The organism is Streptomyces sp. NPDC057099 (assembly GCF_042671245.1).
Taxonomy (GTDB): Bacteria; Actinomycetota; Actinomycetes; order Streptomycetales; family Streptomycetaceae; genus Streptomyces; species Streptomyces purpurascens.
This window is the reverse complement of sequence record NZ_JBHUTX010000048.1, coordinates 29,111-54,335: the sequence shown is the minus strand read 5'-3', so window position 1 is coordinate 54,335 and position 25,225 is coordinate 29,111. Positions and strand designations below refer to the sequence as shown.

The following is a 25,225-nucleotide window of genomic DNA, read 5'->3' as shown; positions in this document are numbered from 1 at the left end:
GGTCACGGATCTCCCGGTGTGCCATCGGCTGGGAGGAGTTCACGTGCGGAACCGACGCGCCTGGTCTGCGAAGCGAACGGTGGTCGCGGGGCTGGCTTGCGGGGTGCTCGCGCTCGCGCTGCCGGGCGCCCACGCGAGTGCCGGGTCCGGCCGTACCGCGGGAGCGGCGTACGGAGCCGAGCAGGGCGAACGGAACGCATCCACGGTCATCGAGTGGATGCGCACGGCCGATGCCACCATCGAGGCCGAGGCTCGCCCGGTGCCACCCGAGTCGTTCATCTGGGAGGCGTACGTCTCCACCGCCGTCTACAACGCCGTCGTCGGTATCGAGGGGCGCTTCACCCCGTACAAGTGGGACGGGCGGGCTCCTCGTACGGCCTCGTCCGCGGCGGCCGCCGCCTCGGCGGCGCACCGGGTACTGCGCCACTCCTTCCCCGGGGCCGCGCCCCGGCTGGACGCCGCCCTGACCGGCACCCTCGCGAAGATCCCCGACGGCGAGGCCGAGGACCAGGGCGTCGCGTTCGGGAAGCTCGCCGCCGACCACATCATCGACCTCCGCCGCGATGACGGCCGCGGCGCGTCCGTGCCGTTCCCCGCGCGTCCGCGCCCCGGCGTCTGGCGTCCCACCCCGCCCGGCCACGAGCCCTTCCGCAATGCCTGGATCGGCAGGCTCCGGCCGCTGCTGCTGGACTCCCCGCACCAGTTCCGCCCCGGCCCGCCACCGGCGCTCCGCTCCGCCCGGTACGCGAAGGACCTCAGCGAACTGGCGGCCTACGGAGGCCGGACCGGCTCGCACCGGACCCCCGAACAGACGGACACCGCGCGGTATTTCACCAACCTGGACCTGCAAGGAGCCCTGGGCGACCACGCCACCCGGCACGGGTTCGACATCGCCGAGACCGCACGCCTGTACGCGGCGGCCAACACCGCCCAGGTGGACGCCGTCGTCGCCGCCTGGGACGCCAAACTCCACTACGGCACCTGGCGGCCCGTCACCGCCATCCGGGAGGCGGACACCGACGGCAACCCGGCGACCCGGGCGGACCGGCACTGGGAACCTCTGCTCGTCACCCCGGCGCATCCCGACTACCTCAGCGGCCACGCCACCATGGGCGGTGCGCTGATGCGCGCGCTGACCGATGTCCTCGGCACCTCCCGCGTCGACCTGCGCATCCGGTCGACCACCACCGGTACGACCCGCCACTACCGCTACGCCCACGAGTACGAGCGGGACGTCGTCGACGCCCGGGTCTGGGGCGGGATCCACACCCGGACGGCGGACGAAGTGGGCAACGCCACCGGTCGCCGACTCGCCGCCTGGGCACTGCGGAAGTTTTTCCGCCCTGTCCCCTGACCGACGCCACCACCCGGTGCGCCGGTGCCGGGTGTGGCGCGTTTCGACGCCCACACTTCTGAAAACGATTATCATCATGCTACGGTCATGGCGCGTTCAACCATTTACCAGGCCTTGACCGAGGTGTCCTGTGCGCGTCCCCGCTCGACTCATCCCCCTCGCCGCCGTGACCGCGGCCTCCGCCCTGCTCACCGGCTGCTTCACCGGCACCCAGCAGGCCACGGACGACTCCGGGCCCGGCGGGAAACGCATACGCGTCGCCATGCTCCAGCCACCCCGCTCCGGCCTCTCCCCGCTCTCCGACGACGCGTTCAAGCTGTCGCGCTGGTCGACCGCCGAGACGCTCATGAAGCTGGACAAGGAGGGCGACGCCCGGCCCGCGCTCGCCACCGAGTGGACGCAGTCCGGCCGCACCTGGACCTTCGGCCTCCGCGACGGCGTCACCTTCCACGACGGCACGAGACTCACCCCCGAAGCCGTCGTCCGCGCCCTCACCAAGGCCGCCACCGCCTCCCCCAAGCCCCGCATCCTCGACGGCGTGGAGCTGACCGCGAAGGCCGACGGCGAGAAGGTCACCGTCACCACCGCCGCCGAGGACCCCCTGGTCCCGCAGCGGCTCAGCTCCCCGCAGCTGGCGATCCTCGCGGCGAAGGCCTACCGCGGGAAGACGGTCGACCCCGTCGGCGCCGGCACCGGGCCCTTCGAGCTGACGAAGGTCGACGGCACCTCCTCCGCCACCCTCGACCGCTACGACGGCTACTGGGGCGAGAAGGCCGAATCCCCCGGCATCGATGTGAAGTTCGTCCCGGACGGCACCGCCCGCGCGGCGGCGCTGCGCAGCGGCGAGGCCGACATCGTCGAGGCGATCCCCGTCTCGCAGGCCGCCGTCCTCGACCAGGATCTCGTCACCGAGGTCCCGATGCCCCGCACCAACACCCTCTACCTCAACACGGAGAAGGGCGCCTTCGAGGATCCCGCGATCCGGGCGGCCGCCCGGGCGGCGATCGACGCCGAGTCGATCGTGAAGGGCGTGTACGAGGGCCGCGCCGACGTCGCGAAGGGCCTGCTCGGACCCCGCCCTCCCCTGGGCCGCCGACCTGCGCACCCCCGTCGAGCGCGCCAAGCCGGGCGACCCGGCCGGCGAGACCGTCACCATCGGCACGTACACCGACCGCTCCGAGATGCCCGAGGTCGCCGCCGCGCTGCAACAGCAGCTCCAGAAGGCCGGGTTCAAGGTGAAGCTGGACGTGCGCGAGTACGCGAACATCGAGTCCGACGCGCTCGCGGGCCGCTTCGACGCGTTCGTCCTCTCCCGCGCCACCGTCCTCGACTCCGGCGACCCGGCCGCGTACCTCTACAGCGACTTCGCCTCCCAGGGCACCTTCAACCTCTCGCGCTTCGCGGACCCCGAGGTCGACAAGGCGCTGAAGAAGGCCACCGACACCCGGGTCGGCGACGCCCGCCGCAAGGCGGTCATCGAGGCGGAAGCCGCCGTCCTGGCCGCGGACGCTGCCGTTCCGATGCTCCACGAGCGCGTGATCCAGGGCGATGCCGCCGGGGTCGTGAACGCCGCGCACGACCCGCGTGAGCGGGAACTCGTGACCGCGGACACCTACGTCAAGTGAGGTCCCTCGCGAAGAGCACGGCCGGGCTGACCCGCTGTCTCGGTCTCCTCGCCGTGCTGGCCGTCGTCGGCCTGCTGCCCTGGCTCTCCCGCCGCGACCCGGCGCTCACCGTGCTGCGCGCCCGGTCGGCCGAGCAGGAGGCGACCGAGGAGGCCCTGTCCGCGATCCGCGCCGACCTCGGCCTGGACGCCGGTCCGCTGTCCCTGCTGGGGAGGTGGGGCGCCGACCTGCTGCACGGCGACTTCGGCACCTCCTGGGTGTCGGGCCACGATGTGCTGCCCTCCGTGGTCGCCGGGCTCCAGGTGTCGCTGGGGCTGATGGGCGCGGCGCTCGGCGTGGCGGTGCTGCTGGCCGCCGCGCTGGTGGCGCCGGTGCTGGTGCGCGGGCGCGGCTCGGCCGGGGCGTGCGCCGCGATGCTGGCCGCCGTACCCGAGTTTCTGCTGGCCACCGTGGTGCTGCTGGTGTTCGGGGTGTGGCTCGGATGGCTGCCGACGTCCGGCTGGCAGAGCGCCGAGTACCTGGTGCTGCCCGCGCTCGCCCTCGGCGTCCCGGCGGGCGGGCTGCTCGGGCGGCTGGTGGCGGACGCGCTGCCCGCCGTGCTCGACGAGCGGTGGGCGGAGCTGTGGCGGGGCGCCGGGGTGAGCCGGGCGCGGATCGCGGGGGCGGCGCTGCGGCGCGTTCTGCCGCCGCTGGTCCCGCAGTTCGGGATGGTCGCCGTCGGTCTGACGGGCGGCGCGGTGGCCGTGGAGACGGTGTTCGCGGTGCCGGGCATCGGCCGTACGGCCCTCGGCGCGGCCCGGTCGCAGGACCTTCCGCTGCTGCAGGGCGCGGTCCTCGCGCTGCTGCTGCTCGGGCTGGTCGCGGGCGCGGTGGCGGCGGGCGTACGGCGCCGGCTGCTGGGACCCGCGCTGCGGGACGCCGGGCTCACGCTGCCACCGGCCCGCCCGGTCCGCGCGCACCCGGCGGTCCCGGTGGTCCTGGCCGCCGTCCTGGTGCTCACCATCGGCTGGGGCCTGCTGCGCGACCCCTACACCGTGGACACGACCGTCCGTCTCGCCGCGCCCTCCTGGGCGTATCCGCTCGGCACCGACGGTCTCGGCCGCGATGTGCTCGCCCGGCTCGGCCACGGCGCCGCCTCGACGGTCGGCACGGCGACGGCGGTCTGTCTGCTGGGCCTGCTGATCGCGCTCGTGCTGGGGTTTGTGCCGGGCATCGCGGCGGGCGCGTCGGACATCGCCAATGCCCTGCCCCCGGTGATCGTCGGCATCCTGGTCGCGGCGGCCGTCGGACCGGGCACCGGCGGGGCTGCCCTGGCGGTCGCGCTGATCTCCTGGCCGGCCCTGTCCGCGCACGCGGCGGCCCTGGTGCAGGAGGTGCGGGCGTCCGCGTTCCTCACCGCCCAACGGGCCATCGGGGCGAGCCCGTTCTGGATCCTCACCCGGCATGTCCTGCCGTCGGTGGCCGGCCCGGTGGCCCGCCATGCCCTGCTGCGACTGCCGGGCATCGCCCTCGCCCTGGCCTCCCTCGGCTTCCTGGGCCTCGGCGCGCAGCCGCCCGCCCCCGAGTGGGGCCTGCTGCTGGAGGAGTCCCGGGCCTATGTGGAACGCGCCCCGTGGGCGGCCCTCGCCCCGGCGGTGGCCCTGGCCCTGCTGGCGGGGCTGGCGGTGTCCGGCGCGGCGCTCACGCAGGGCCGGAGAGTACGGCGAACCACCCCGGCGCCCGTCGAAGCCAAGGTGGAGAAGGAGGCCCCCGTTGGAGTCTGAGCCCCTGCTGTCCGTGCGCGAGCTGCGGATCGCCTTCGACGGGGTCGAGGCCGTGCGCGGCCTGTCCTTCGACGTGCTGCCGCGTGAGGTCCTGGCGATCGTCGGAGAGTCGGGGGCGGGCAAGTCCCTCACGGCCCGCGCGCTCCTCGGCATGACGCCGCGCGGCGCGACCACCGGCGGGACGATCACCCCGGACCTCTCCGCCCAACGCGGCCGCCGTATCTCCCTCGTCCCGCAGGACGCCCTGTCCGCCCTCTCCCCCGTGCACCCGGTCGGCGACCAACTCGGCGCCGCCGTACGGTCGGTGGCCGGGGTCTCCCGCAAGGAGGCCCGGGCCCGGGCGGTCGCGGCCCTGGACCGCGTCGGCATCCCGGACGCGGCACGCAAGGCGCGGGCGTATCCGCACGAGTACTCCGGCGGTATGCGGCAGCGCGCGGTGATCGCCATGGCCACGATCAACGAGCCCGACCTCGTCATCGCCGACGAACCCACCACCGCCCTCGACGAGGAGCGCCGCGACCAGGTGCTGCGGCTGCTCGCCGAACAGCGGGAGGCGGTCGGAGCCGCGCTGGTCCTGGTCACCCACGACATGGACGCCGTGGCGGCCCACGCGGACCGGGTACTGGTCATGTACGCCGGGCGCCTCACCGAACTCGGCCCGGCGGAAGAGGTGCTGGCCCGCCCCCGCGCCCCCTATACGGCGGGCCTGTTGGCGTCCCTCCCGCAGCACGCTCCCCCGGGCCGCCGCCTCCCCGCCCTGCGCGGCACCCCGCCCGCCCCGGGCACACTCCCGCCGGGCTGCGCCTTCGCCCCGCGCTGCCCGCTCGCCGCGGACCCCTGCCACTCGGCGGAACCGGAGCCCCGGCAGGCGGCCGGACGCCTGGTCGCCTGCCACCACTGGGAGGAACTCCCCCACCCCGCGACGGAGTTGTTCCTGAAGGAGGGACAGCCCGCATGACCGACCCCCTGCTCGACGTCCGCGACCTGATCGTCCGCTACGGCCAGGTCACCGCCGTGGACGGCGTCTCCTTCTCCCTGGCCGCCGGTGAGACCCTCGCCCTGAACGGCCCGTCCGGCTGCGGCAAGTCCTCCACGGCCCTCGCGGTGCTCCAGCTGCGCCGCCCGGCCGGCGGAGAAGTCCATTTCGAAGGGCGGGAGTTGACGTCCCTCCCGGAACGCGAGCTGCGTCCGCTGCGCCCCCGTATGCAGCCCGTCTTCCAGGACCCGTACGGCTCACTGAGCCCCCGCCACCGCATCCGGGACGCCATCGCCGAACCGCTGAAGGTCCAGGGCCGCTGGCACCCCGCCGACGGACCGGCCCGGGTCGCCGAACTCCTCGACCGGGTCGGTCTCGACGCCGCCTACGGCGACCGCCGGCCGCACGAACTCTCCGGCGGCCAGTGCCAGCGCGCCGGCATCGCCCGCGCCCTGGCCTGCGACCCACGTCTGCTGGTCCTGGACGAGCCGGTGTCGTCGCTCGACCCGTCGGTGCGGGCGGGCGTACTGAACCTCCTCGCCGAACTCCAGGAGGACCTGGGCCTCGGCTACCTGTTCATCTGCCACGACCGGGCGGTCGTACGGCACGTCGCCGACCGGGTGATCGAGATGCGCGAGGGCCGCCTCACGTCCGGTCAGCGGCCTCGATGACCTGGCGCAGCCCCTCGGTGAGCGCGTCGGCGTCCGGCGCACGCTCGGGGTCGAAGTTCCACTGTGCGATGAGCCCCGTCATCAGCGTCGTGTAGAACCTGCCGAGCGTGTCCAGGGTCTGGTCCGGGATGTCCTCCTCACGAACACCCATGAAGAGCGCGACCAGGGCACGCTCGGCATCCCGCTGCTGTTGAGCCAGATGGTCGCGCACCACGGGCAACTGGTCCCCCATGGCCACGATCTCCATGCTGAGGCGCCACATCGAACCGGGCCCCCGCATGGTCCCGATGATGTTGGACCACACCTCCTGGAACCGCTCCAGCGAGCCGGGCTCGGCCTCGCTCCCCCCGGGCTCCTCCCCCTCGAAGGCGTCGGAGAGCTCACCGACCAGCGACAGGTACGCCTCTGCGACCAGCGCATCCTTCGAGCCGTAGTGGTAGCCGATCGAAGCCAGGTTGGTTCCCGACTCCTTGACGATGTCGCGCGCGGTCGTGCGCATGAACCCCTTCGCCAGCAGGCAGCGCTTGGCGCCCTCGAGCAGATCCTCACGGTGTCCCATGACAGCTCACTCTACCCCGGCATTCATACACCCGTCCCAGACGTGCGTTTTATACGTGCGTACTAGACAAGCGTTTAAGACGGTCGTACAGTCCAGCCCATGGCAACGAACCCCACCCCTGCGGCCCGCGCCGGGCGCCGCGAATGGACGGCGCTCGGCGTGCTGATGCTGCCGTTGCTGCTGGTCTCGATGGACGTCTCCGTCCTCTACTTCGCGATCCCCGCGATCAGCGCCGACCTGGAGCCGAGCGCCACCCAACAGCTCTGGATCTTCGACATCTACGGCTTCGTCCTGGCCGGCCTGCTGATGACGATGGGCTCCCTGGGCGACCGCATCGGCCGCCGCAGGCTCCTGCTGTTCGGCGCCGCCGCCTTCGGCACGGCCTCCCTCGTGGCGGCCTATGCGAACAGCGCCGAGACCCTGATCGCCGCCCGCGCGGTCCTCGGCATCGGCGGCGCGACGCTGATGCCGTCGACGATGGCGCTGGTGCGCACGATGTTCACCGACCCCGCGCAGCGCACCAAGGCGATCGGCGTGTGGTCGGGGGTGATGACGGCCGGCATCGCGCTCGGCTCGGTGATGAGCGGCGTGCTCGTCGAGCACTTCTGGTGGGGCTCGGTCTTCCTGGTCAATCTGCCCGCGATGGCGCTGCTCCTGCTCCTCGGGCCCTTCCTGCTGCCCGAGTCGAAGAACCCGCACCCCGGCCGCTTCGACCGGCTGAGCGTTCCCCTGTCGATGGCGGCGGTGCTCCCCGTGATCTACGGCCTGAAGGAACTCGCGTCGCAGGGCTGGGACGTGCGGTACGCGCTGTCGGTGACCTTCGGTCTGCTCTTCGCCGCGCTCTTCGTCCACCGCCAGCGCACGGCACTGTCCCCGCTGATCTCACCGGAGCTGTTCCGGGCCCGCGGCTTCGGCCCGGCCGTCGTCCTCAACCTCGTCGCCGCCTTCGGCATGATGGGCTCGGCGTACTTCACGACGCAGTACATCCAGTCGGTCCTGGACATGGGCCCCCTGGAGGCGGCGCTGTGGAGCCTGCTGCCGTCGGTGCCCATCGGACTGGCGGCCGTGGCCGGCGCACAGCTGGTCCAGCGGGGCGTGCCCCGCGCGTACGTCGTCGGCGGAGGCTTCGCGGTCACCGCGTGCGGCTATGTGCTGCTGGCCCTGGCCGGCACGGACTCGCTCTGGCTGCTGCTGGCCGCCTGCGCCGTCCTGGCCTGCGGCGTCGTCGCCGTCATGTCCCAGGTGGCCGACCTGGCCCTGAGCGCGGCCCCGGTGGAGAAGGCGGGTACGGCCTCGTCCCTGCTGGAGACGGGCACGGAGTTCGGCGGCGCGCTGAGCATGGCGTTCCTGGGCTCCATCGGTACGGCCGTCTACCGCCACGAGATCCCGGCCTCGGCGCCCGCCCCGGCCCACGAGACCCTGGGCGGCGCCCTGGCCGTCGCCGACCGGCTGCCGGGGCGCGCGGGAGACGCCCTGGCGACGGCGGCCCGCGAGGCCTTCACCAGCGGTATGCACGCGGCGGCGATCACCAGCGCGGTGCTGCTGGTGGGAGCGGCGGTGGCCGCCACGGTGACCCTGCGGCGGATCCCCGAAAAGGAAAACGCCGGACGGGCTGATCAACTCAGCCCGTCCGGCGTCTGAAGGCAGGTCAGACCAGGTTCACGGAACGAGCGGAGGTCGTACCGATCTCCGCCGCCACCTCGGCCAGCACCCCGGCGGTCACCGTGTCGTCCACGGTCAGCACCGCAAGCGCCTCGCCGCCGACCGCGGCCCGCGACACCTGCATGCCGGCGATGTTGATGCCCGCCTCGCCGAGGATGCGGCCCACGGTGCCGACGACACCCGGACGGTCCTCGTACCGCAGCACGACCATGTGCTCGGCGAGCGCGAGGTCGACGTCGTACTCACCGACCGCGACGATCTTCTGGAGGTGCTTGGGTCCGGCCAGCGTGCCGGAGACCGACACCTCCTCGCCGTCGGCGAGGGTGCCGCGCACGGTGACGACGTTGCGGTGCTCGGACGCCTCGGAGCTGGTGGTCAGGCGCACCTCGACCCCGCGCTCCTGCGCGAACAGCGGGGCGTTCACGTAGGACACCGTCTCGTCGACGACGTCCTCGAAGACACCCTTGAGGGCGGACAGCTCCAGCACCTTCACATCGTGCTGGGTGATCTCGCCGTACACCTCGACGTCGAGGCGGACCGCGACCTCACCGGCGAGCGCGGTGAAGATCCGGCCGAGACGCTCGGCGAGCGGCAGGCCCGGCTTGACGTCCTCGGCGATGACACCGCCCTGCACGTTCACCGCGTCCGGCACGAGCTCACCGGCGAGGGCGAGACGCACCGAGCGGGCGACGGCGATACCGGCCTTCTCCTGCGCCTCGTCCGTGGAGGCACCGAGGTGCGGGGTGGCGACGACCTGGTCGAACTCGAAGAGCGGGGAGTCCGTGCAGGGCTCCTTCGCGTACACGTCGAGACCGGCACCGGCGACCCGGCCCTCCTTGAGGGCGGAGTACAGCGCCTCCTCGTCGACGATCCCGCCACGCGCGGCGTTGACGATGCGCACGCTCGGCTTGACCTTGCGCAGCGCCTCGTCACCGATCAGGCCGAGGGTCTCGGGCGTCTTGGGGAGGTGGACGGTGATGAAGTCGGAGACCTCGAGCAGCTCGTCCAGCGACAGGACCTTGACGCCCATCTGCGCGGCGCGGGCCGGCTGCACATAGGGGTCGTAGGCGACGACCTTCATGCCGAAGGCGGACATGCGCTGGGCGACGAGGGCACCGATACGGCCGAGGCCGACGACACCGAGGGTCTTCTCGGCCAGCTCGACGCCCGTGTACTTGCTGCGCTTCCACTCGCTGTTCTTCAGCGCGGCGTTGGCCTGCGGGATGTTGCGGGCGGTGGCGAGCAGCAGACCGCAGGCGAGTTCGGCGGCGGTCACGATGTTCGAGGTGGGGGCGTTGACGACCATCACGCCGGCCTTGGTGGCGGCGGAGACGTCCACGTTGTCCAGGCCGACGCCGGCTCGCGCGACGACCTTGAGCTTCTTCGCGGCGGCGATCGCCTCGGCGTCGACCTTGGTGGCCGAGCGGATCAGGATCGCGTCGACATCGGCGATGGCCGGGAGCAGCTCGGCTCGGTCCCCGCCGTTGCACTGCCGGATCTCGAAGTCCGGGCCGAGCGCGTCGACGGTGGCGGGCGACAGCTCTTCAGCGATGAGTACGACAGGTTTCGAGCTCACGTGAGTCCTCACAAATCCAGTGCTGCGGACGGCCGTCCCGACGGCCGCAGGCGGTGGAGGGGCTAGCCGCGTGGAAGACGCACGACGCTGTGAGCCTGACGCGTATATATGCAGCAGTGTAGTGGTGCTGCGGAGGGCGCCTCACGCCTGTGCGGAAGGATCACCCGGACGAGAAAGGGGCCGGCCGCGGAGCGGTGCCGCGGCCGGCCCCCGGGGGCTCACGCCTCCTCGTCGACCCAGCTCATGAGCTTGCGCAGCTCCTTGCCGGTGGTCTCCAGCAGGTGCTCGGAGTCCTGGTTCTTGTACTCGTTGTACTTCTTCAGACCGCCGTGGTACTCGTCCATCCACTGCTGGGCGAAGGTGCCGTCCTGGATCTCGGCGAGGACCTTCTTCATCTCGGCCTTGGTGGCGTCCGTGATGATGCGCGGGCCGGTGACGTAGTCGCCCCACTCGGCGGTCTCGGAGATCGACCAGCGCATCTTCTCCAGGCCGCCCTCGTACATGAGGTCCACGATCAGCTTCAGCTCGTGCAGGCACTCGAAGTAGGCGATCTCCGGCTGGTAGCCGGCCTCGGTCAGGGTCTCGAAGCCCGCCTTGACCAGCGCGGCCGTACCACCGCAGAGAACGGCCTGCTCGCCGAAGAGGTCGGTCTCGGTCTCCTCGGTGAAGGTCGTCTTGATGACGCCGGCGCGGGTGCCGCCGATGCCCTTGGCGTACGACAGGGCCAGCGCGAAGCCGTTGCCCGTGGCGTCCTGCTCGACGGCGGCGATGCACGGAACGCCGCGGCCCTCCTCGTACTGGCGGCGGACCAGGTGGCCCGGGCCCTTCGGGGCGACCATGCAGACGTCCACGCCGGCCGGGGGCTTGATGAAGTCGAAGCGGATGTTCAGGCCATGCCCGAAGAACAGCGCGTCGCCGTCCTTCAGGTTGTCCTTGATGTGGTCCTCGTAGACCTGGGCCTGGATCGGGTCCGGGACCAGGATCATGATGACGTCGGCCTCGGCGGCGGCCTCGGACGGGCTCACCACGCGCAGGCCCTGCTCCTCGGCCTTGGCCTTGGACTTGGAGCCCTCGTGCAGACCGACGCGCACGTCGACACCCGAGTCACGGAGCGACAGCGCGTGGGCGTGGCCCTGGCTGCCGTACCCGATGACCGCGACCTTGCGGCCCTGGATGATGGACAGGTCGGCGTCGGCGTCGTAGAACAGCTCGGCCACTTTGGGTTCTCTCCTCGGGAGTGCAGGTGTTGCGTCCCACCGTATGACGGGGGGCGGAAGGGAAGTCTGAGGGTCTCGGAATACGGGCGGCCGACGGCGCGCCGACCGCCCGGTTCGGGTCTTACGCCGACCGGTCCAGGGCGCGCAGCGACCGGTCCGTGATGGAGCGGGCGCCGCGGCCGATCGCGATCGTGCCGGACTGGACCAGCTCCTTGATGCCGTACGGCTCCAGCATCTTGAGCATGGCGGACAGCTTCTCGCCGGATCCGGTGGCCTCGATGGTGACGGCCTCCGGGGAGACGTCGACGGTCTTGGCGCGGAACAGCTGGACGATCTCGACGATCTGGGAGCGCGTCTCGTTGTCGGCGCGCACCTTCACCAGAACGAGTTCGCGCTGCACCGCCTGCGACGGCTCCAGCTCGACGATCTTGAGCACGTTGACGAGCTTGTTGAGCTGCTTGGTCACCTGCTCCAGCGGCAGGTCCTCCACCCCCACGACGATGGTGATGCGGGAGATGTCGGGGTGCTCGGTGACACCGACGGCGAGCGAGTCGATGTTGAAGCCGCGGCGGGAGAACAGGGCGGCGATCCGGGCGAGGATGCCGGGCGTGTTCTCCACCAGGACGGAGAGCGTGTGCTTGGACATGATCTTTTACGTCTCTCTCGCTCAGTCGTCTTCGTTGTCGCCGAAGTCGGGGCGGACGTCCCGGGCGGCCATGATCTCGTCGTTGGAGGTGCCGGCGGCGACCATCGGCCAGACCATCGCGTCCTCGTGGACGATGAAGTCGACGACGACCGGGCGGTCGTTGATCGAGTTCGCCTCCTCGATGACCTTGTCGAGGTCGTCCGGGGACTCGCAGCGGATGGCGTAGCAGCCCATGGCCTCCGACAGCTTCACGAAGTCGGGGACGCGGGTGCCGCGGGCCTGCGGGTTGACGTCGTCCGGGCCGGAGTGCAGGACGGTGTTGGAGTACCGCTGGTTGTAGAAGAGGGTCTGCCACTGGCGGACCATCCCGAGGGCGCCGTTGTTGATGACGGCGACCTTGATCGGGATGTTGTTCAGGGCGCAGGTGGTGAGCTCCTGGTTGGTCATCTGGAAGCAGCCGTCGCCGTCGATGGCCCAGACGGCCCGCTCGGGTGCGCCGGCCTTGGCGCCCATGGCGGCCGGGACGGCGTAGCCCATGGTTCCGGCGCCGCCGGAGTTCAGCCAGGTGCCCGGCTTGTCGTACTCGATGAAGTGGGCGGCCCACATCTGGTGCTGGCCGACGCCCGCCGCGAAGATCGTGCCCTCGGGCGCGAGCTGGCCGATGCGCTGGATGACGTGCTGCGGGGAGAGCGAGCCGTCGTCGGGCTGGTCGAAGCCGAGCGGGTAGGTGTCGCGCCAGCGGCTCAGGTCCTTCCACCAGGCGCTGTACTCGCCCTCGTGGCCCTCGCTGTGCTCCTTCTGGACGGCCTGGATCAGGTCGGCGATGACCTCGCGGGCGTCTCCGACGATCGGCACGTCGGCGGCGCGGTTCTTACCGATCTCGGCCGGGTCGATGTCCGCGTGGACGATCTTGGCGAAGGGGGCGAAGCTGTCCAGCTTGCCGGTGACGCGGTCGTCGAAGCGGGCGCCGAGGGCGACGATCAGGTCGGCCTTCTGCAGACCGGTGACGGCGGCCACGGAGCCGTGCATGCCGGGCATGCCCAGGTGCTGCGGGTGGTCGTCGGGGAACGCGCCGAGCGCCATCAGGGTGGTGGTGACGGGCGCGCCGGTGAGCTCGGCGAGGACCTTCAGCTCGGCGGTGGCCCTGGCCTTGAGCACGCCGCCGCCGACGTACAGCACGGGCCGCCTGGCCTGGGTGATCAGCTTGGCGGCCTCGCGGATCTGCTTGGCGTGCGGCTTGGTCACCGGGCGGTAGCCGGGCAGGTCCATGGCGGGCGGCCAGGAGAAGGTGGTCTTCGCCTGGAGGGCGTCCTTGGCGATGTCGACCAGGACCGGGCCGGGGCGGCCGGTGGAGGCGATGTGGAAGGCCTGCGCGATGATCTGCGGGATGTCCTCGGCCTTGGTGACGAGGAAGTTGTGCTTGGTGATCGGCATGGTGATGCCGACGATGTCCGCCTCCTGGAAGGCGTCCGTGCCGATCGCCTTGGACGCCACCTGGCCGGTGATCGCGACCAGCGGCACGGAGTCCATGTGCGCGTCGGCGATCGGGGTGACCAGGTTGGTCGCGCCGGGGCCCGAGGTGGCCATGCAGACGCCGACCTTGCCGGTGGCCTGCGCGTAGCCGGTGGCGGCGTGACCGGCGCCCTGCTCGTGCCGGACCAGGACGTGGCGCACCCTGGTGGAGTCCATCAGCGGGTCGTAGGCCGGGAGGATCGCACCGCCTGGAATGCCGAATACCGTGTCGGCGCCGACCTCCTCGAGTGAGCGGATGAGGGACTGCGCGCCCGTCACCTGCTCGGGGGCGGAGTGTCCTCCGGATCGGGGCCGGGGCTGCGGGTGATGGGCCCCGGTGGCCTGCTCGGTCATCGGCATTCTCTTCTCAGATGCTGAGGGTTTTTTGCGAGGTTCGTGCGGTTTTCTGCTGCTGCACGTCAGGCGCCTGTGCAACAAAAAACCCCTCGTGCCATAAGGCAAGCGAGGGGAGCGCGCCGGGTGGAGTCGCTGAGCGGTCGAGGCTCAGCGTCAGCCGACGCGCTTTCCAAGTACGAGAATTCGGGTGCGCATGGCACAGACCCTCCCCCCGGCACACACCCACTGTCAAGTGGGTGGGACGGGAGTCTCATTATGTGAGCGTAGGGCCGTACCGCCTCCGATGACGGCGGACACTCCCGAGCTGTACACCCGCGGGGCGCCGCCCGCGAACGCCGGCTCGGCCGGTGCGTTCGGCACCGGGTAGTGACCGCCGGCCAGTGCCCGGCGCAGCCGGTACTCGTCGAGCGGTCCGGAGAACGCCATGCCCTGTCCGTGCGTACAGCCCATCGCGCGCAGGGCGACGACCTGCTCGGGCAGGTCCACCCCCTCGGCCACGGACTTCAGCCCGAGGTCGGTGGCGATGCGCAGCAGCCCGCTGGTGATCTTGTACAGCCGGGCGGACTCGACGACGCCCTCGACCAGACCGCGGTCGAGTTTCAGGATGTCGACGGGGAGCCGCCTGAGGGCCGTGATCGCCGCGCAGTCGCTGCCGAACCCGTCGAGCGCGATCCGGACGCCGACCCGTCGCAGGGCTCCGAGACGCCGCTCCAGTTCGTCCTGCGAGACCCTCGGGTCGGTGTCGGACAGCTCGATGATCAGCGACCCGGACGGCAGCCCGTGGCGCGTGAGCAGCGCCTCGATCGAGCCGAGCGGCATCGACCGGTCCAGCAGCCGACGGGCGCTCATCCGGACGACGACCGGCACGGACAGCCCGGTCGCCTGCCGCTCGGCGGCCTGCTCGACGGCCTCCTCGATCATCCACCGGCCCAGCTCGGCGGTCTTGTCGCTGTCCTCGGCCACGCGCAGGAACTCCGCCGGGGTGAAGAGCACGCCCTGAGAGGAGCGCCAGCGCGCCTGCGCGGACACCGAGGTGATCCGGCCGTCCTCCAGGCAGACCACCGGCTGGTGCAGCAGGGCGAACTCGCCGTCGTGCAGCGCGGCCCGCAGGCGCGTGGCCAGCTCCGCCTTGCGTACGACGTCCTGCTGCATCTGTGGCTTGTACAGCTCGACGCGGCCCTTGCCACCGGCCTTGGCGCGGTACATGGCCAGGTCGGCGTTGCGCAGCAGCTCGCCCGCGCCGAGGCCCGCTTCCGCGAAGGCGACGCCGATGGAGGCGTTGACACGGACATCGTTGCCGTCGATGAGGTACGGCTGGGACAGCGCCGCCCTGAGGCGGTCGGCGAGTTCCACTATGTGCCGTTCCCGGGCGGACCGGTCGCGGGTGTTGTCGCCGACGATCAGGGCCGCGAACTCGTCGCCGCCCAGCCGGGAGGCGGTGTCCCCCTGGCGGACCGAGTCCTGGAGTCTGCGGGCGGCCTGGACGAGCAGCTCGTCCCCCGCCTGGTGCCCGATCGTGTCGTTGACGGCCTTGAAGCCGTCGAGGTCGATGAACAGCACGGCCGTGTTCCGCAGGGCCACGCCCCGGTCGGAGGCCCGGCGGCCCGAGAGGGCGTGCTGGACGCGCTTGGTGAACAGGGCGCGGTTGGGCAGGTCCGTGAGCGGGTCGTGCTCGGCGTTGTGCTGCAACTGGGCCTGGAGCCGGACCCTTTCGGTCACGTCCCTGCTGTTGAAGATGAGGCCGCCGTGATGGCGGTTGACGGTCGACTCGACGTTCAGCCAGCCCTCGTCACCCGACCGGAATCGGCACTCGATGCGCGTAGTGGGTTCCTCGACCGGGTTGGCGGCGAGGAACCTGCGCGCCTCGTGCACGACGCAGCCCAGGTCCTCCGGGTGGATGAGGTTGGCCAGTTCCGTACCCACCAGATCCTCCGCCGAGCGGCCGTACACACCGGCGGCGGCCGGGGAGACGTACCGGAGGACGCCGCTGGGGGCGGCGATCATGATCACGTCGCTGGAGCCCTGCACCAGGGAGCGGAAGTGGTTCTCCTTCTGCGCCAGCTCCTGGGTGAGGGTGATGTTGTCGAGCAGCATGATGCCCTGGCGCACGACGAGCGCGAGCACGACCGTGCCCCCGGTCAGCAGGACCACGCGGTCGACGCTGCGGCCGTTGAGGACGTTGTAGAGGATCCCCAGCGTGCACACGGCGGCCGCGAGATACGGCGTGAGGGCGGCGAGGGAGCCGGAGATGGGCCGGGCGGCCGGATACCGACCGAGCTCGCCTCCGGGTGTGGGCGGCTGGTGGTGCGGGCCGCTGCGCTGCCCGGGCAGGTGCTCGTGCACCACGCGGGTGTGCCCGGCCGTGCTCTGCCGGTCGAGGCCGTGCCGGTCGGTGTCCGGCGTGCGGGGCGCGGCCCACGGGGCGTACGCCAGGAGCAGCGAGCCGGCGAACCAGCCCGCGTCGAGCAGCTGGCCGGAGCGGTAGTCGTGGTGCATCAGCGGCGAGGTGAACAGGGCGTCGCACATCACGGTCAGCGCGAGCGCGCCGATGGCGGTGTTGACCGCGGAGCGGTTCACCGCGGACCGCCTGAAGTGCAGTGCGAGCACCATGCTGACCAGCGCGATGTCGAGGAGCGGGTAGGCCAGCGACAGCGCGATGTGCGCCACGCCGGGCCCTTCCGACTTCGCGGCCTGGGCGAGGGCGAGGCTCCAGGCCAGGGTGAGCAGCGAGCCGCCGATCAGCCAGGCGTCCAGCCCGAGACAGACCCAGCCGGCCTTGTTCACCGGCCGTTTGGCGAGCACGAGCAGCCCGACGATCGCGGGCGGTGCGAAGCACAGGAAGAACAGGTCGGCGTAGCTGGGACTGGGCACGGGCAGTCCGAGGACCACCTCGTACCACCCCCAGACCAGGTTGCCGAGGGACGCCATGGCCGAGGAGAGGCCGAACAGCAGCCAGGCGGGTCGAAAGCGGGTGCGGCGGTTGCGGGCGTAGAGGAAGCACGACACGGAGGCGGTGGCCGCCGCGGCGCTCAGCCCGAAGTCGCCCATGATGAGCGCCACTTCGTACGAGCCCCAGCCGAGCGCGGAACCGACGGCGTATCCCGCGCAGACCAGGGCCAGGACGAGTTGGAGGGCCAGGCCCGGCCGATGGCCGCGGGCCGGCGTGCGGGGCAGCAGCATCCCTGGCGACGAAGGCTGTGCCCGCAGCGCTCCGTCCAGCATGGGGGTCGGCGGCGCGGTCACCGGACCCTCCCGGTCCGTACGCCTTGATGGTGATCACTGTGGTGGGTGTGGTGGCCGCCGTGATCGGCGTGGTGACCGCGTCTGAACGCGGCCGTCCGCCAGGGTCGCCGCCGGCCGCCCCGCCCCGTCGGATCGCTCGTCCATAGGCCGTGCATCGCCTGTCGCCCCCCTCACAGTCCGAAGTGTCCGTCCCCGGCGCCGGATACCCCCGGCGCTGCCCCTGTCGGGACGATACACCAGTCTCGTCACTCAGGGACATAGGTTCTCTACTCTCCGTGACGATCAACAGATATATGAGTACCCACCGCACCCGAAGGATTGCGGACGGTACCCGAGGTCGGTTCAGTCTGTTGATGCACCCGTCGTAAGGATCACGTTGCGGAGCGGCTCCCGGTTCACATAACGGTTCAACTGGTCCACCAGGAGCCGCTCGGCGCGCGGAAGGAACGCGGAGGTGGGCCCGCCGACGTGCGGGCTGATGAGTACCCCCGGCGCACGCCACAACCGGTGTTCGCGCGGCAGGGGCTCGGGGTCGGTGACGTCGAGGGCCGCGGTGATGCGGCCGGTCTCCACCTCGGCGAGCAGGGCCTTGGTGTCGACGACGGGGCCGCGGGCCACGTTGACCAGGAGCGCGCCGTCCTTCATCCGGGACAGGAAGTCGGCCCCGGCCAGTCCGCGGGTGGTCTCGGTGAGCGGCGTGGACAGGATGACGATGTCCGCTTCCGGGAGCAGGGAGGCGAGTTCGGTGAGCGGATGCACCGGACCGCGCGCCGTGGTGCGCTCGGAGCGCGCGACGCGCGCCACACGCGCCACCTCGAACGGCACGAGCCGGTCCTCGATGGCCGCGCCGATGGATCCGTATCCCACGATGAGGACGTTCTTGTCGGCGAGCGCGGGCCGGAATCCGCCGAGCCACTCCCCCCGGTCCTGCGCGCGGACGAAGTCGGGGATCCCGCGCAGCGAGGCCAGGATCAGCGCGAGGGTGAGCTCTCCGGTGCTGGCCTCGTGCACCCCGCGCGCGTTGCACAACCGCACCCCCGGACGCAGGTGCCGCAGCCCCGGCTGCACGTGGTCGATCCCGGCCGAGAGGGTCTGCACGACCTCTACATGGCTCATCTCCGGCATGGGACGCACGCACAGCGGGCTGGGCTTCATGTAGGGGACGACGTAGAAGGCGCAGTCCGCCGGGTCCGCGGGGAAGTCGTCCCCGCCGTTCCAGTAGCGGTAGCCGGGACCCTCGGGGAGTCCCTCGATCTCTTCCGGCGGGATGGGCAGCCACACGTCAGCAGTCATGCTCTGGAGGCTATGTCAGGAGCGTGCGACGGCAGAGGTTAGGTTGGGGTGGCCGGAACAGGGAGGGTCACGACCAGGTGGAGCGCAGGACGATCGGCGCGGCGGCGCTCGCGGTGGGGGCCGTCGGACTCGGGTGCATGCCGATGAGCTGGGCCTACAGCACCTCTCGGCAGCGTGGCGACGAGTCGCTCAGGGCGGTGCACCGGGCGCTCGACCTCGGCGCTTCCCTGCTGGACACGGCCGACATGTACGGCCCCTTCACCAACGAACTGCTGGTGGGGCGGGCGTTGAGGGAGCGCCGGTCCGAAGCGTTCGTGTCGACCAAGGTCGGTCTGCTCGTGGGCGACCAGCACATCGTCGCCAACGGCCGCCCGGGGTACGTGAAACGTGCCTGCGACGCCTCGCTGCGGCGCCTCCAGACGGACGTCATAGACCTCTACCAGCTGCACCGCGCCGACCCGGAGGTGCCCGTCGAGGAGACGTGGGGCGCGATGGCGGAGCTCGTCCAGGCCGGGAAGGTGCGGGCGTTGGGCCTGTGCGCGGTCGGGGCGCGGGCCGGCCGCCGCGGCGGTGCCCGGCTGCACGACGCGACGATACGGCAGCTGGAGCGGGTGCAGCAGGTCTTCCCGGTGAGCGCGGTGGAGGCGGAGCTGTCGGTGTGGTCGCCCGAGGCGCTGGAGACCCTGCTGCCGTGGTGCCAGACGCGGGGCGTCGGCTTCCTCGCCGCGATGCCGCTGGGCAACGGCTATCTGACCGGCAGGCTGCGGACCGGCGCCGGCTTCGAGGCGGACGACCTGCGCGCCCGGCACCCGCGCTTCACGGGCGAGATGATGGCCGCGAACCAGCCGATCGTCGCGGGCCTGCGCCGCGTGGCCCGCCGTCACGGCGAGCACGTCACCCCCGCCCAGGTCGCCCTCGCCTGGGTCCTCGCCCAGGGCCCGCACGTGGTCCCGGTCCCGGGCGCGAAGCAGGAGCGCTGGGTCACGGAGAACGCCGCCGCGACGACCCTGCGTCTGACGCCGGACAATCTTCGGGAAGTGGCGGTGCTGCCCCGGGCCCAGGGGTCGTGGGACTGAGCCGGGTCCGGACCCGGGAGCTACGGCACAAACCCGCCCAGGGCCCCCGGTTCTCGGTTCGGGGTTCGGCGATCGGGAACTTGTGAGGCGCGAGCGGTGTATGACAAGGAGAACCCGCCGCGTCGAAGGGACCATGATCGTGCAACGTCGAGCCGTGCCGGCCGTGTTGGCCGCCGCCGCGCTCCTGCTGACGGCCGGCTGCTCCTCCGACGGCGGAGGATCGTCCGGCTCGGACGAGGGCGCCTCCCCTGGCCGTACGGCACCGCAGTCCTCCGCGCCGCCCGGGCAGGCCGCCGAGGAGACACCACCCGCCAAGGGCTCGGTGACGGTGGTGCGCACCGTCGCCGAGGGCCTGGACTCCCCCTGGGGCCTCGCTCCCCTGCCGGGCGGCGGCCTGCTCGTCTCCTCCCGGGACGACGGGACGATCGTCCGGGTCGACGAGAAGACCGGGAAGAAGACCGAGCTGGGCGAGGTGCCGGGCGTCTCGGCCGCCGGCGAGGGCGGCCTGCTGGGCATCGCCCTGTCACCCGACTACGCCTCGGACCACATGGTCTACGCGTACTTCACCTCCGCCGGCGACAACCGCATCGTCCGCATGCTCTACGACGAGAAGAAGCCCGCCGGTGAGCAGCTCGGCGCTCCCGACACGGTCTTCAGGGGCATCCCCAAGGGCTTCATCCACAACGGCGGCCGGATCGAGTTCGGCCCGGACAAGATGCTCTATGCAGGCACCGGCGAGAGCGGCGACACCGGCCTGTCCCAGGACAAGGACTCCCTGGGCGGCAAGATCCTGCGTCTGACCCCGGAGGGCGAGCCCGCGCCGGGCAACCCGTTCCCCGGCTCGCCGGTGTACTCGTACGGCCACCGCAATGTGCAGGGCCTCGCCTGGGACACCAAGCAGCGGCTCTTCGCGTCGGAGTTCGGCCAGGACACGTGGGACGAGCTCAACGCGATCAAGCCGGGCGACAACTACGGCTGGCCGGAGGCCGAGGGCAGGTCGGGCGACGGGGACTTCCACAACCCGATCGACCAGTGGACCACGGCCGAGGCGTCCCCCAGCGGCATCGCCTACGCCGAGGGGTCGGTCTGGATGGCGGGCCTGCGCGGCAAGCGGCTGTGGCGCATCCCGCTGAACGGCACGGAGGCCTCGGCGGAACCGCAGGCCTTCCTGGACGGCGAGTACGGCCGGCTGCGCACGGTGGTCCCGGCGGGCGGCGACCGGTTGTGGCTCGTGACCAGCAACACGGACGGCCGGGGCAGCCCCAAGGACGGGGACGACCGGATCCTCGAGCTGCGGGTGTCGTAGCCGCCTAGCCCTCGCGGTCCTCCGGCTCCTGCTGCGGCCGTACGACGACCTTCCCGGACGCCAGGTCTATCGGCCCGCGTCCGGGATCACCGTCGCCGGTGTCCTCCCGGGTCAGTTCCAGGCGGTTCTGCTCGTCGCGGGTGTGCTTGCGGCCGGGCGAGAACAGCTCCTCGAACACGTTGAACACGGTGCCTCCCTCGGCCGCGGCGACAGCGGCCTCCCTTACAGCGTATGCCTCAGCCCGCCGGGCGGGGTATGAGCGATTCGGCCGGAAACAGCCCCAGCCGGTGCGCCACCGCCGCCGCCTCGCCGCGCCCGGAGACGCCGAGCTTCGCCAGGATGTTGGAGACGTGGACGCTCGCGGTCTTCGGGGAGATGAAGAGTTCCTCGGCGATCCGGCGGTTGGTGTGGCCGACGGCGACCAGGCGCAGCACGTCCCGTTCCCGGCTGGTGAGGCCGAGGGCCTCGGCGGGGTCGGCGGGGGCGCGGGCCGGTTCCGAGGCGGGCGTCAGCGGGAGGCGGGCGCGCTGGGCGAGCGCGCCGGCGGACTCGGCCAGGGGCCGGGCGGCGAGGTGGCCGGCGACGGCGTGGACGAGGCGCAGCAGCTCGGTGGCGCGGTCGCGCTCGTCCTCGCCGCCGCCCGTCAGCAGGGACTCGGCCAGGCGGTACCGGACGCGGGCGAGGTCGTAGGGCCGCTCCAGGGGTTCGAAGGCGGTGACCACCTGCGACCAGGTGTCCGGGGTGCTCCGGCCCTCGGCGCGGTGGAGTTCGGCGCGGACCCAGCGCTCGTGGGCGAGCCAGACGGGGGCGTTGGTGGTGAGGCGCTTGGCGGCCGCGAAGATGCCGTCCAGGGCCTCCGCGCGGCCGTCCCGCGCGGCGGGCAGGGCCCGGGCGTCGGCCTCCGCGGTGGCTGCTTCGAGCAGCAGCGGCCAGGCGTAGCGCTGGGTGCCGGGCGGGAAGCCGGACTCCAGGGTGCGGGCCAGTTCGGCGCGGGCGTCGGGGAGGCGGCCCTCGGCGACGGCGACGGCGATGGTGAGGCAGGAGACCGGGAGGTCGTGCTGCGGCATGGGGTCGTGCGGGCCGTAGGCCGCGCGGCCCTCGGCCAGGTGGCGGGCGGCCTCGGGGACATCGCCGCGGGCGAGCGCGAGGAACGCCAGGCTGTTGGCGCCGGAGCCGTGCGGCCCGGCCGTCTGCCCGCGCCGCTGGGCGTTGCCCGCGGCCTCGGCGGCCTCTTCCCAGCGGCCCAGCGAGATGAGCGACTCCGCGAGATTGCTCCAGATCCAGGCCTCGGCGACCCGCAGGCCCATCGCCCCGGTGAGCCGCAGGCCCTCGCGCAGGATGTCGACGGACTCCTCGGAGCGGCCGACGCCTTCGAGGACGGAGGGCAGGTTCACATGGCTGCGGCCCACGACCGACGCGAGGCTCCGGGTGACCACCTCGTCCCTGACCTCGTACATGTGCGTGAGCCCGGCCTCGATCTGCCCGGCGTCGACCATGAGGCCGCCGAGGGTGAGCCGGGCGTTGGACTCGATGTCGTCGGCGTTCACCATGCGCGCGTACTCGACGGCCCGCTCGGCGGCCGTCAGGGTCTCCGGGCCGGGCTCGTGGAGCATCGACCAGTGGGCGGCCGTGGCGAGCACCTCGGCGTGCACCTCGGACGGCGGCAGGCCCCGGACCAGCTCCTGCGCGGTGGCGATCTCCTTCCAGCCGTCGCCGCGGGCGAGGCTCTGCACCAGCCGGGAGCGCTGGATCCAGAACCAGGCGGCGCGGTGGGGGTCCCCCCTGCTCGAACGCAGCTGAGAGCTTGGGGGAGGGTCGTCCTCGTCGTCCAGCAGGCGCAGCGCCCGCTTGGTGATCTGCAGGGCGCGTTCGCGTTCCCCGCTGAGCCGTCCGGCCACGGCCGCCTCGGCCAGCAGGTCGAGGTGGCGCAGCGCGGTGCTGGCCGGGTCGCAGCCGCAGGGAGGATAGACCTCGGCGTAGTCGACGGGGCGCAGGGTGCGGCGTACGGCGTCGGGGGCGGCGTCCCACAGTTCCATGGCCCGTTCCAGCAGCCGCAGTTGCTCGGCGTAGGCGTGGCGGTGGCGGGCCTCGACGGAGGCGTCGAGGACGGCGGGCAGGGCCTTGGCGGGATCGTGGGCGTGGTACCAGTAGCTGGCCAGGCGGGCCGCGCGCTGATCGGCGGGGACGAGGGTCGGGTCGCTCTCCAGTGCTTCGGCGTAGCGGCGGTTGAGGCGGGAGCGTTCGCCGGGGAGCAGGTCGTCGCTGACGGCCTCGCGGACCAGGGAGTGGCGGAAGCGGTAGCCGTCGCCGCCGGGTGCGGGGGCGAGGATGCTGGCGTTCACGGCGGCCCGCAGCGCCTCGATCAGGTCGTCCTCGGCGAGCCGGGCGACGGCGGCCAGCAGCCGGTACTCGACGGTGGAGCCGCCCTCGGCGACGATCCGGGCGACCTGCTGGGCGGTCTCGGGGAGCCCTTCCACGCGGACGAGCAGCAGATCGCGCAGGGAGTCCGTCAGGCCCGTGCGGCAGCCCTCGTGGCCGGCGACGGCGAGTTCCTCGACGAAGAAGGCGTTGCCGTCGGAGCGTTCGAAGATCGCGTCGATCCGGTCCGGGTCGGGCGCGTGGGCGAGGATGCCGGCGACCTGGCGGCACACCTCCTCGCGGTTGAAGCGGGCGAGTTCGAGACGGCGGACGGTGCGGAGCCGGTCGAGTTCGGCGAGCAGGGGCCTGAGCGGGTGGCGGCGGTGGATGTCGTCGGAGCGGTAGGTGGCGAGGACGACGAGGCGGCCGGTGCGCAGGGTGCGGAAGAGATAGGCGAGCAGATGGCGGGTGGAGGCGTCGGCCCAGTGCAGGTCCTCCAGGGCGAGGACGACCGTGTGGTCGGCGGCGACGCGCTCCAGCAGACGTGCGGTGAGTTCGAAGAGACGGGCCATGCCGTTCTCGTCGTGCCGCCCGGTGCCCGACTCGCCCAGCTCGGGCAGCAGCCGGGCCAGCTCCTCCTCCTGTCCGGCGGCCGCGGCGGCCAGCTCGCCGGGGAGTTCGCGGCGCAGGGCGCGCAGCGCGGTGGAGAACGGCGCGAAGGGCAGTCCGTCGGCGCCGATCTCCACACAGCCGCCGAGTGCGACCACCGCCCCCCGGCGGCGGGCGGCGGCGGCGAACTCCTCCACCAGGCGGGTCTTGCCGACTCCGGCCTCCCCGGCGATGAGCAGGGCCTGCGGCTCGCCCTCGCGGGAGCGGGCGAGGGCGTCGTGCAGCGCGCCCAACTCCTCGGCACGGCCGACGAACACGGGGCTGACGGACCTGGTCTCCACGGCCCCGAGCATCGCATGCGCCACTGACACGACGGCACCGGTTTTCCGAGGAGCCGCCAGGACACCGACCGCCGTCGCTCCGGCCGGTCCCTCCCCGCCGTTCACGCGGCCCGGGCGGACCGGGTCCGGCGGAAGCCGCGGATATGGCTTTCGTGCTCGGCGGAGTTCCGGGCCGTTTCTCCGCGGGCGGCGCGGCGGGCCCGGGCGGCCTCGCGGACCAGGCGTGCGTGCTCGGCCCGGCGGATGAGGTCGGCGGTGCGCAGCTGCTGGAGCTCGTACTCGTACATGGCGTGTCCTTCGTGAGAGCCGGTCACGGAGCGTTTCTCCGTGATGACCTCACTCTCGTCTCCCAGGCGGGCCGGCCACATCGGGAGAGTTCCGCATCTTCGGCGGCGGCCGGGGCCTTAGGACACGGCTGAGGGGCCCCAGGGGCTCCGTAAGGTGCTTACGGAACTCCTAAGACCCCTCAGGACCTGCGGTGACTCAGCTCGCGGACGGCAGTCCGAGCAGGATGCCGGTGTACTTGAGGACGGCCAGGAACAGGCCGATGACACCGAGCGAGACGCCCGCCCAGGCGACGGACTTGATCCAGGTGGCCTGGACCCTGCCGGGCGTGCCGAACGCGGGCCGGGCCAGCGTCACGACGCCGACGACCAGCGCGACCACCGCGAACAGTCCGCCCCACAGGGCGGTGGCCTGCCAGGCGTCGCCGTACACGGCCTGGATCTGCTGGGCCACGCCCGCGTTCTGCGCGGTCTCCAGCTGACCGACCAGGTTCTGGCGCGCCGCGGCGATCGTGCCGACCCAGCTGCCGGTGAGCGAGACGAGGCCCAGCGCGGCGGAGACCACGGCGGCGGCACCCTGGCCGGTGCCGGTGGGGGCCTCCTCCTTGGTCTCCGCGACCTCTGTCTCGGTGACCTCTGTCTCGACGACCTCGGCCTTGGCCGGGGCCTCGGTGCGGGTCGCCTCGTCGGACTCGGTGGTGTCCACCGCCTTCTCGGTCGTGGCCTCGGTGGCCTTGGTCTCGTCCACTGCGTTCGTTGCCATGTCTCGCACCGTAAAGTCGCTGTCTGAGAAGTCT

At 72.2% G+C, this 25,225-nt stretch carries 18 protein-coding genes and 1 pseudogene; 8 read left to right on the top strand and 11 right to left on the bottom strand.

Features of this window, described 5'->3' with window-relative positions:
* The first annotated feature begins 43 nt into the window (after window positions 1-43).
* The 5 genes and pseudogenes from ACFT4A_RS35480 (at window position 44) to ACFT4A_RS35460 (ending at window position 6,389) form a co-directional block, all read left to right on the top strand.
* Window positions 44-1,354 carry a vanadium-dependent haloperoxidase gene (locus tag ACFT4A_RS35480; protein WP_382838803.1) on the top strand — a complete coding sequence of 437 codons (1,311 nt, stop codon included), beginning with the start codon at window positions 44-46 and terminating at the stop codon, window positions 1,352-1,354.
* Window positions 1,355-1,484: 130 nt separating this feature from the next.
* Window positions 1,485-2,979: pseudogene (locus tag ACFT4A_RS35475) on the top strand (ABC transporter substrate-binding protein).
* The gene (locus ACFT4A_RS35470; protein ID WP_382838801.1) at window positions 2,976-4,742 is read left to right on the top strand and encodes an ABC transporter permease subunit; all 1,767 of its coding nucleotides are present in this window, start codon (window positions 2,976-2,978) and stop codon (window positions 4,740-4,742) included. Before ACFT4A_RS35475 ends, ACFT4A_RS35470 begins: the two are co-directional and overlap by 4 nt.
* The gene (locus ACFT4A_RS35465; RefSeq protein WP_382838799.1) at window positions 4,732-5,700 is read left to right on the top strand and encodes an ABC transporter ATP-binding protein; all 969 of its coding nucleotides are present in this window, start codon (window positions 4,732-4,734) and stop codon (window positions 5,698-5,700) included. The genes ACFT4A_RS35470 and ACFT4A_RS35465 overlap by 11 nt, the downstream gene beginning before the upstream one ends.
* Window positions 5,697-6,389 (top strand): ATP-binding cassette domain-containing protein, encoded by a 693-nt coding sequence (locus tag ACFT4A_RS35460; protein ID WP_382838797.1) that lies wholly within the window; start codon window positions 5,697-5,699, stop codon window positions 6,387-6,389. Before ACFT4A_RS35465 ends, ACFT4A_RS35460 begins: the two co-directional genes overlap by 4 nt.
* Here ACFT4A_RS35460 and ACFT4A_RS35455 read toward each other — a convergent pair.
* On the bottom strand, window positions 6,364-6,948 hold the full coding sequence (locus tag ACFT4A_RS35455; RefSeq protein ID WP_382838793.1) for a TetR/AcrR family transcriptional regulator: 585 nt from the start codon (window positions 6,946-6,948) through the stop codon (window positions 6,364-6,366). The two genes, ACFT4A_RS35460 and ACFT4A_RS35455, sit on opposite strands and share 26 nt — an antisense overlap.
* 99 nt (window positions 6,949-7,047) lie before the next feature.
* Between ACFT4A_RS35455 and ACFT4A_RS35450 the strand changes: the two genes are divergently transcribed.
* Window positions 7,048-8,589 carry an MFS transporter gene (locus tag ACFT4A_RS35450; protein ID WP_382838790.1) on the top strand — a complete coding sequence of 514 codons (1,542 nt, stop codon included), beginning with the start codon at window positions 7,048-7,050 and terminating at the stop codon, window positions 8,587-8,589.
* 7 nt (window positions 8,590-8,596) lie between these two features.
* Here ACFT4A_RS35450 and serA read toward each other — a convergent pair whose 3' ends face one another.
* The 6 genes from serA to ACFT4A_RS35420 form a co-directional block, all read right to left on the bottom strand.
* Window positions 8,597-10,186, bottom strand: a complete 1,590-nt coding sequence (serA, locus tag ACFT4A_RS35445) for a phosphoglycerate dehydrogenase (protein ID WP_382838787.1) — start codon at window positions 10,184-10,186, stop codon at window positions 8,597-8,599.
* 218 nt (window positions 10,187-10,404) lie between these two features.
* Window positions 10,405-11,403: a ketol-acid reductoisomerase gene (gene ilvC, locus ACFT4A_RS35440; RefSeq protein ID WP_382838784.1), complete on the bottom strand. Its 999-nt coding sequence runs from the start codon at window positions 11,401-11,403 to the stop codon at window positions 10,405-10,407.
* A 121-nt stretch (window positions 11,404-11,524) separates the two neighbouring features.
* Window positions 11,525-12,049, bottom strand: a complete 525-nt coding sequence (ilvN, locus tag ACFT4A_RS35435) for an acetolactate synthase small subunit (RefSeq protein ID WP_010048631.1) — start codon at window positions 12,047-12,049, stop codon at window positions 11,525-11,527.
* Window positions 12,050-12,070: 21 nt separating this feature from the next.
* The gene (locus tag ACFT4A_RS35430; protein WP_382838781.1) at window positions 12,071-13,915 is read right to left on the bottom strand and encodes an acetolactate synthase large subunit; all 1,845 of its coding nucleotides are present in this window, start codon (window positions 13,913-13,915) and stop codon (window positions 12,071-12,073) included.
* A gap of 231 nt (window positions 13,916-14,146) precedes the next feature.
* Window positions 14,147-17,161: a putative bifunctional diguanylate cyclase/phosphodiesterase gene (locus ACFT4A_RS35425; RefSeq protein WP_382838779.1), complete on the bottom strand. Its 3,015-nt coding sequence runs from the start codon at window positions 17,159-17,161 to the stop codon at window positions 14,147-14,149.
* A 342-nt stretch (window positions 17,162-17,503) separates the two neighbouring features.
* The gene (locus tag ACFT4A_RS35420) at window positions 17,504-18,454 is read right to left on the bottom strand and encodes a 2-hydroxyacid dehydrogenase (RefSeq protein ID WP_382838776.1); all 951 of its coding nucleotides are present in this window, start codon (window positions 18,452-18,454) and stop codon (window positions 17,504-17,506) included.
* 77 nt (window positions 18,455-18,531) lie between these two features.
* On the opposite strand from ACFT4A_RS35420, the gene ACFT4A_RS35415 reads away from it, so the two are divergent.
* Both ACFT4A_RS35415 and ACFT4A_RS35410 read left to right on the top strand, forming a co-directional pair.
* Window positions 18,532-19,530, top strand: coding sequence for an aldo/keto reductase (locus ACFT4A_RS35415; protein WP_382838773.1), 999 nt, complete (start codon window positions 18,532-18,534; stop codon window positions 19,528-19,530).
* A 100-nt stretch (window positions 19,531-19,630) separates the two neighbouring features.
* On the top strand, window positions 19,631-20,836 hold the full coding sequence (locus ACFT4A_RS35410) for a PQQ-dependent sugar dehydrogenase (protein WP_382838771.1): 1,206 nt from the start codon (window positions 19,631-19,633) through the stop codon (window positions 20,834-20,836).
* Between the two features lie 4 nt (window positions 20,837-20,840).
* Here the strand turns inward: ACFT4A_RS35410 and ACFT4A_RS35405 are convergent, their stop codons facing one another.
* The 4 genes from ACFT4A_RS35405 to ACFT4A_RS35390 form a co-directional block, all read right to left on the bottom strand.
* Window positions 20,841-21,023, bottom strand: a complete 183-nt coding sequence (locus ACFT4A_RS35405; protein WP_376391475.1) for a DUF6191 domain-containing protein — start codon at window positions 21,021-21,023, stop codon at window positions 20,841-20,843.
* A gap of 49 nt (window positions 21,024-21,072) precedes the next feature.
* Complete coding sequence (locus tag ACFT4A_RS35400; protein ID WP_382838823.1) at window positions 21,073-24,156, bottom strand: AAA family ATPase; 3,084 nt, start codon at window positions 24,154-24,156, stop codon at window positions 21,073-21,075.
* An 89-nt stretch (window positions 24,157-24,245) separates the two neighbouring features.
* The gene (locus ACFT4A_RS35395) at window positions 24,246-24,431 is read right to left on the bottom strand and encodes a hypothetical protein (RefSeq protein ID WP_382838767.1); all 186 of its coding nucleotides are present in this window, start codon (window positions 24,429-24,431) and stop codon (window positions 24,246-24,248) included.
* Between the two features lie 196 nt (window positions 24,432-24,627).
* Window positions 24,628-25,191 carry a hypothetical protein gene (locus ACFT4A_RS35390; RefSeq protein WP_382838764.1) on the bottom strand — a complete coding sequence of 188 codons (564 nt, stop codon included), beginning with the start codon at window positions 25,189-25,191 and terminating at the stop codon, window positions 24,628-24,630.
* Window positions 25,192-25,225: the final 34 nt, after the last annotated feature.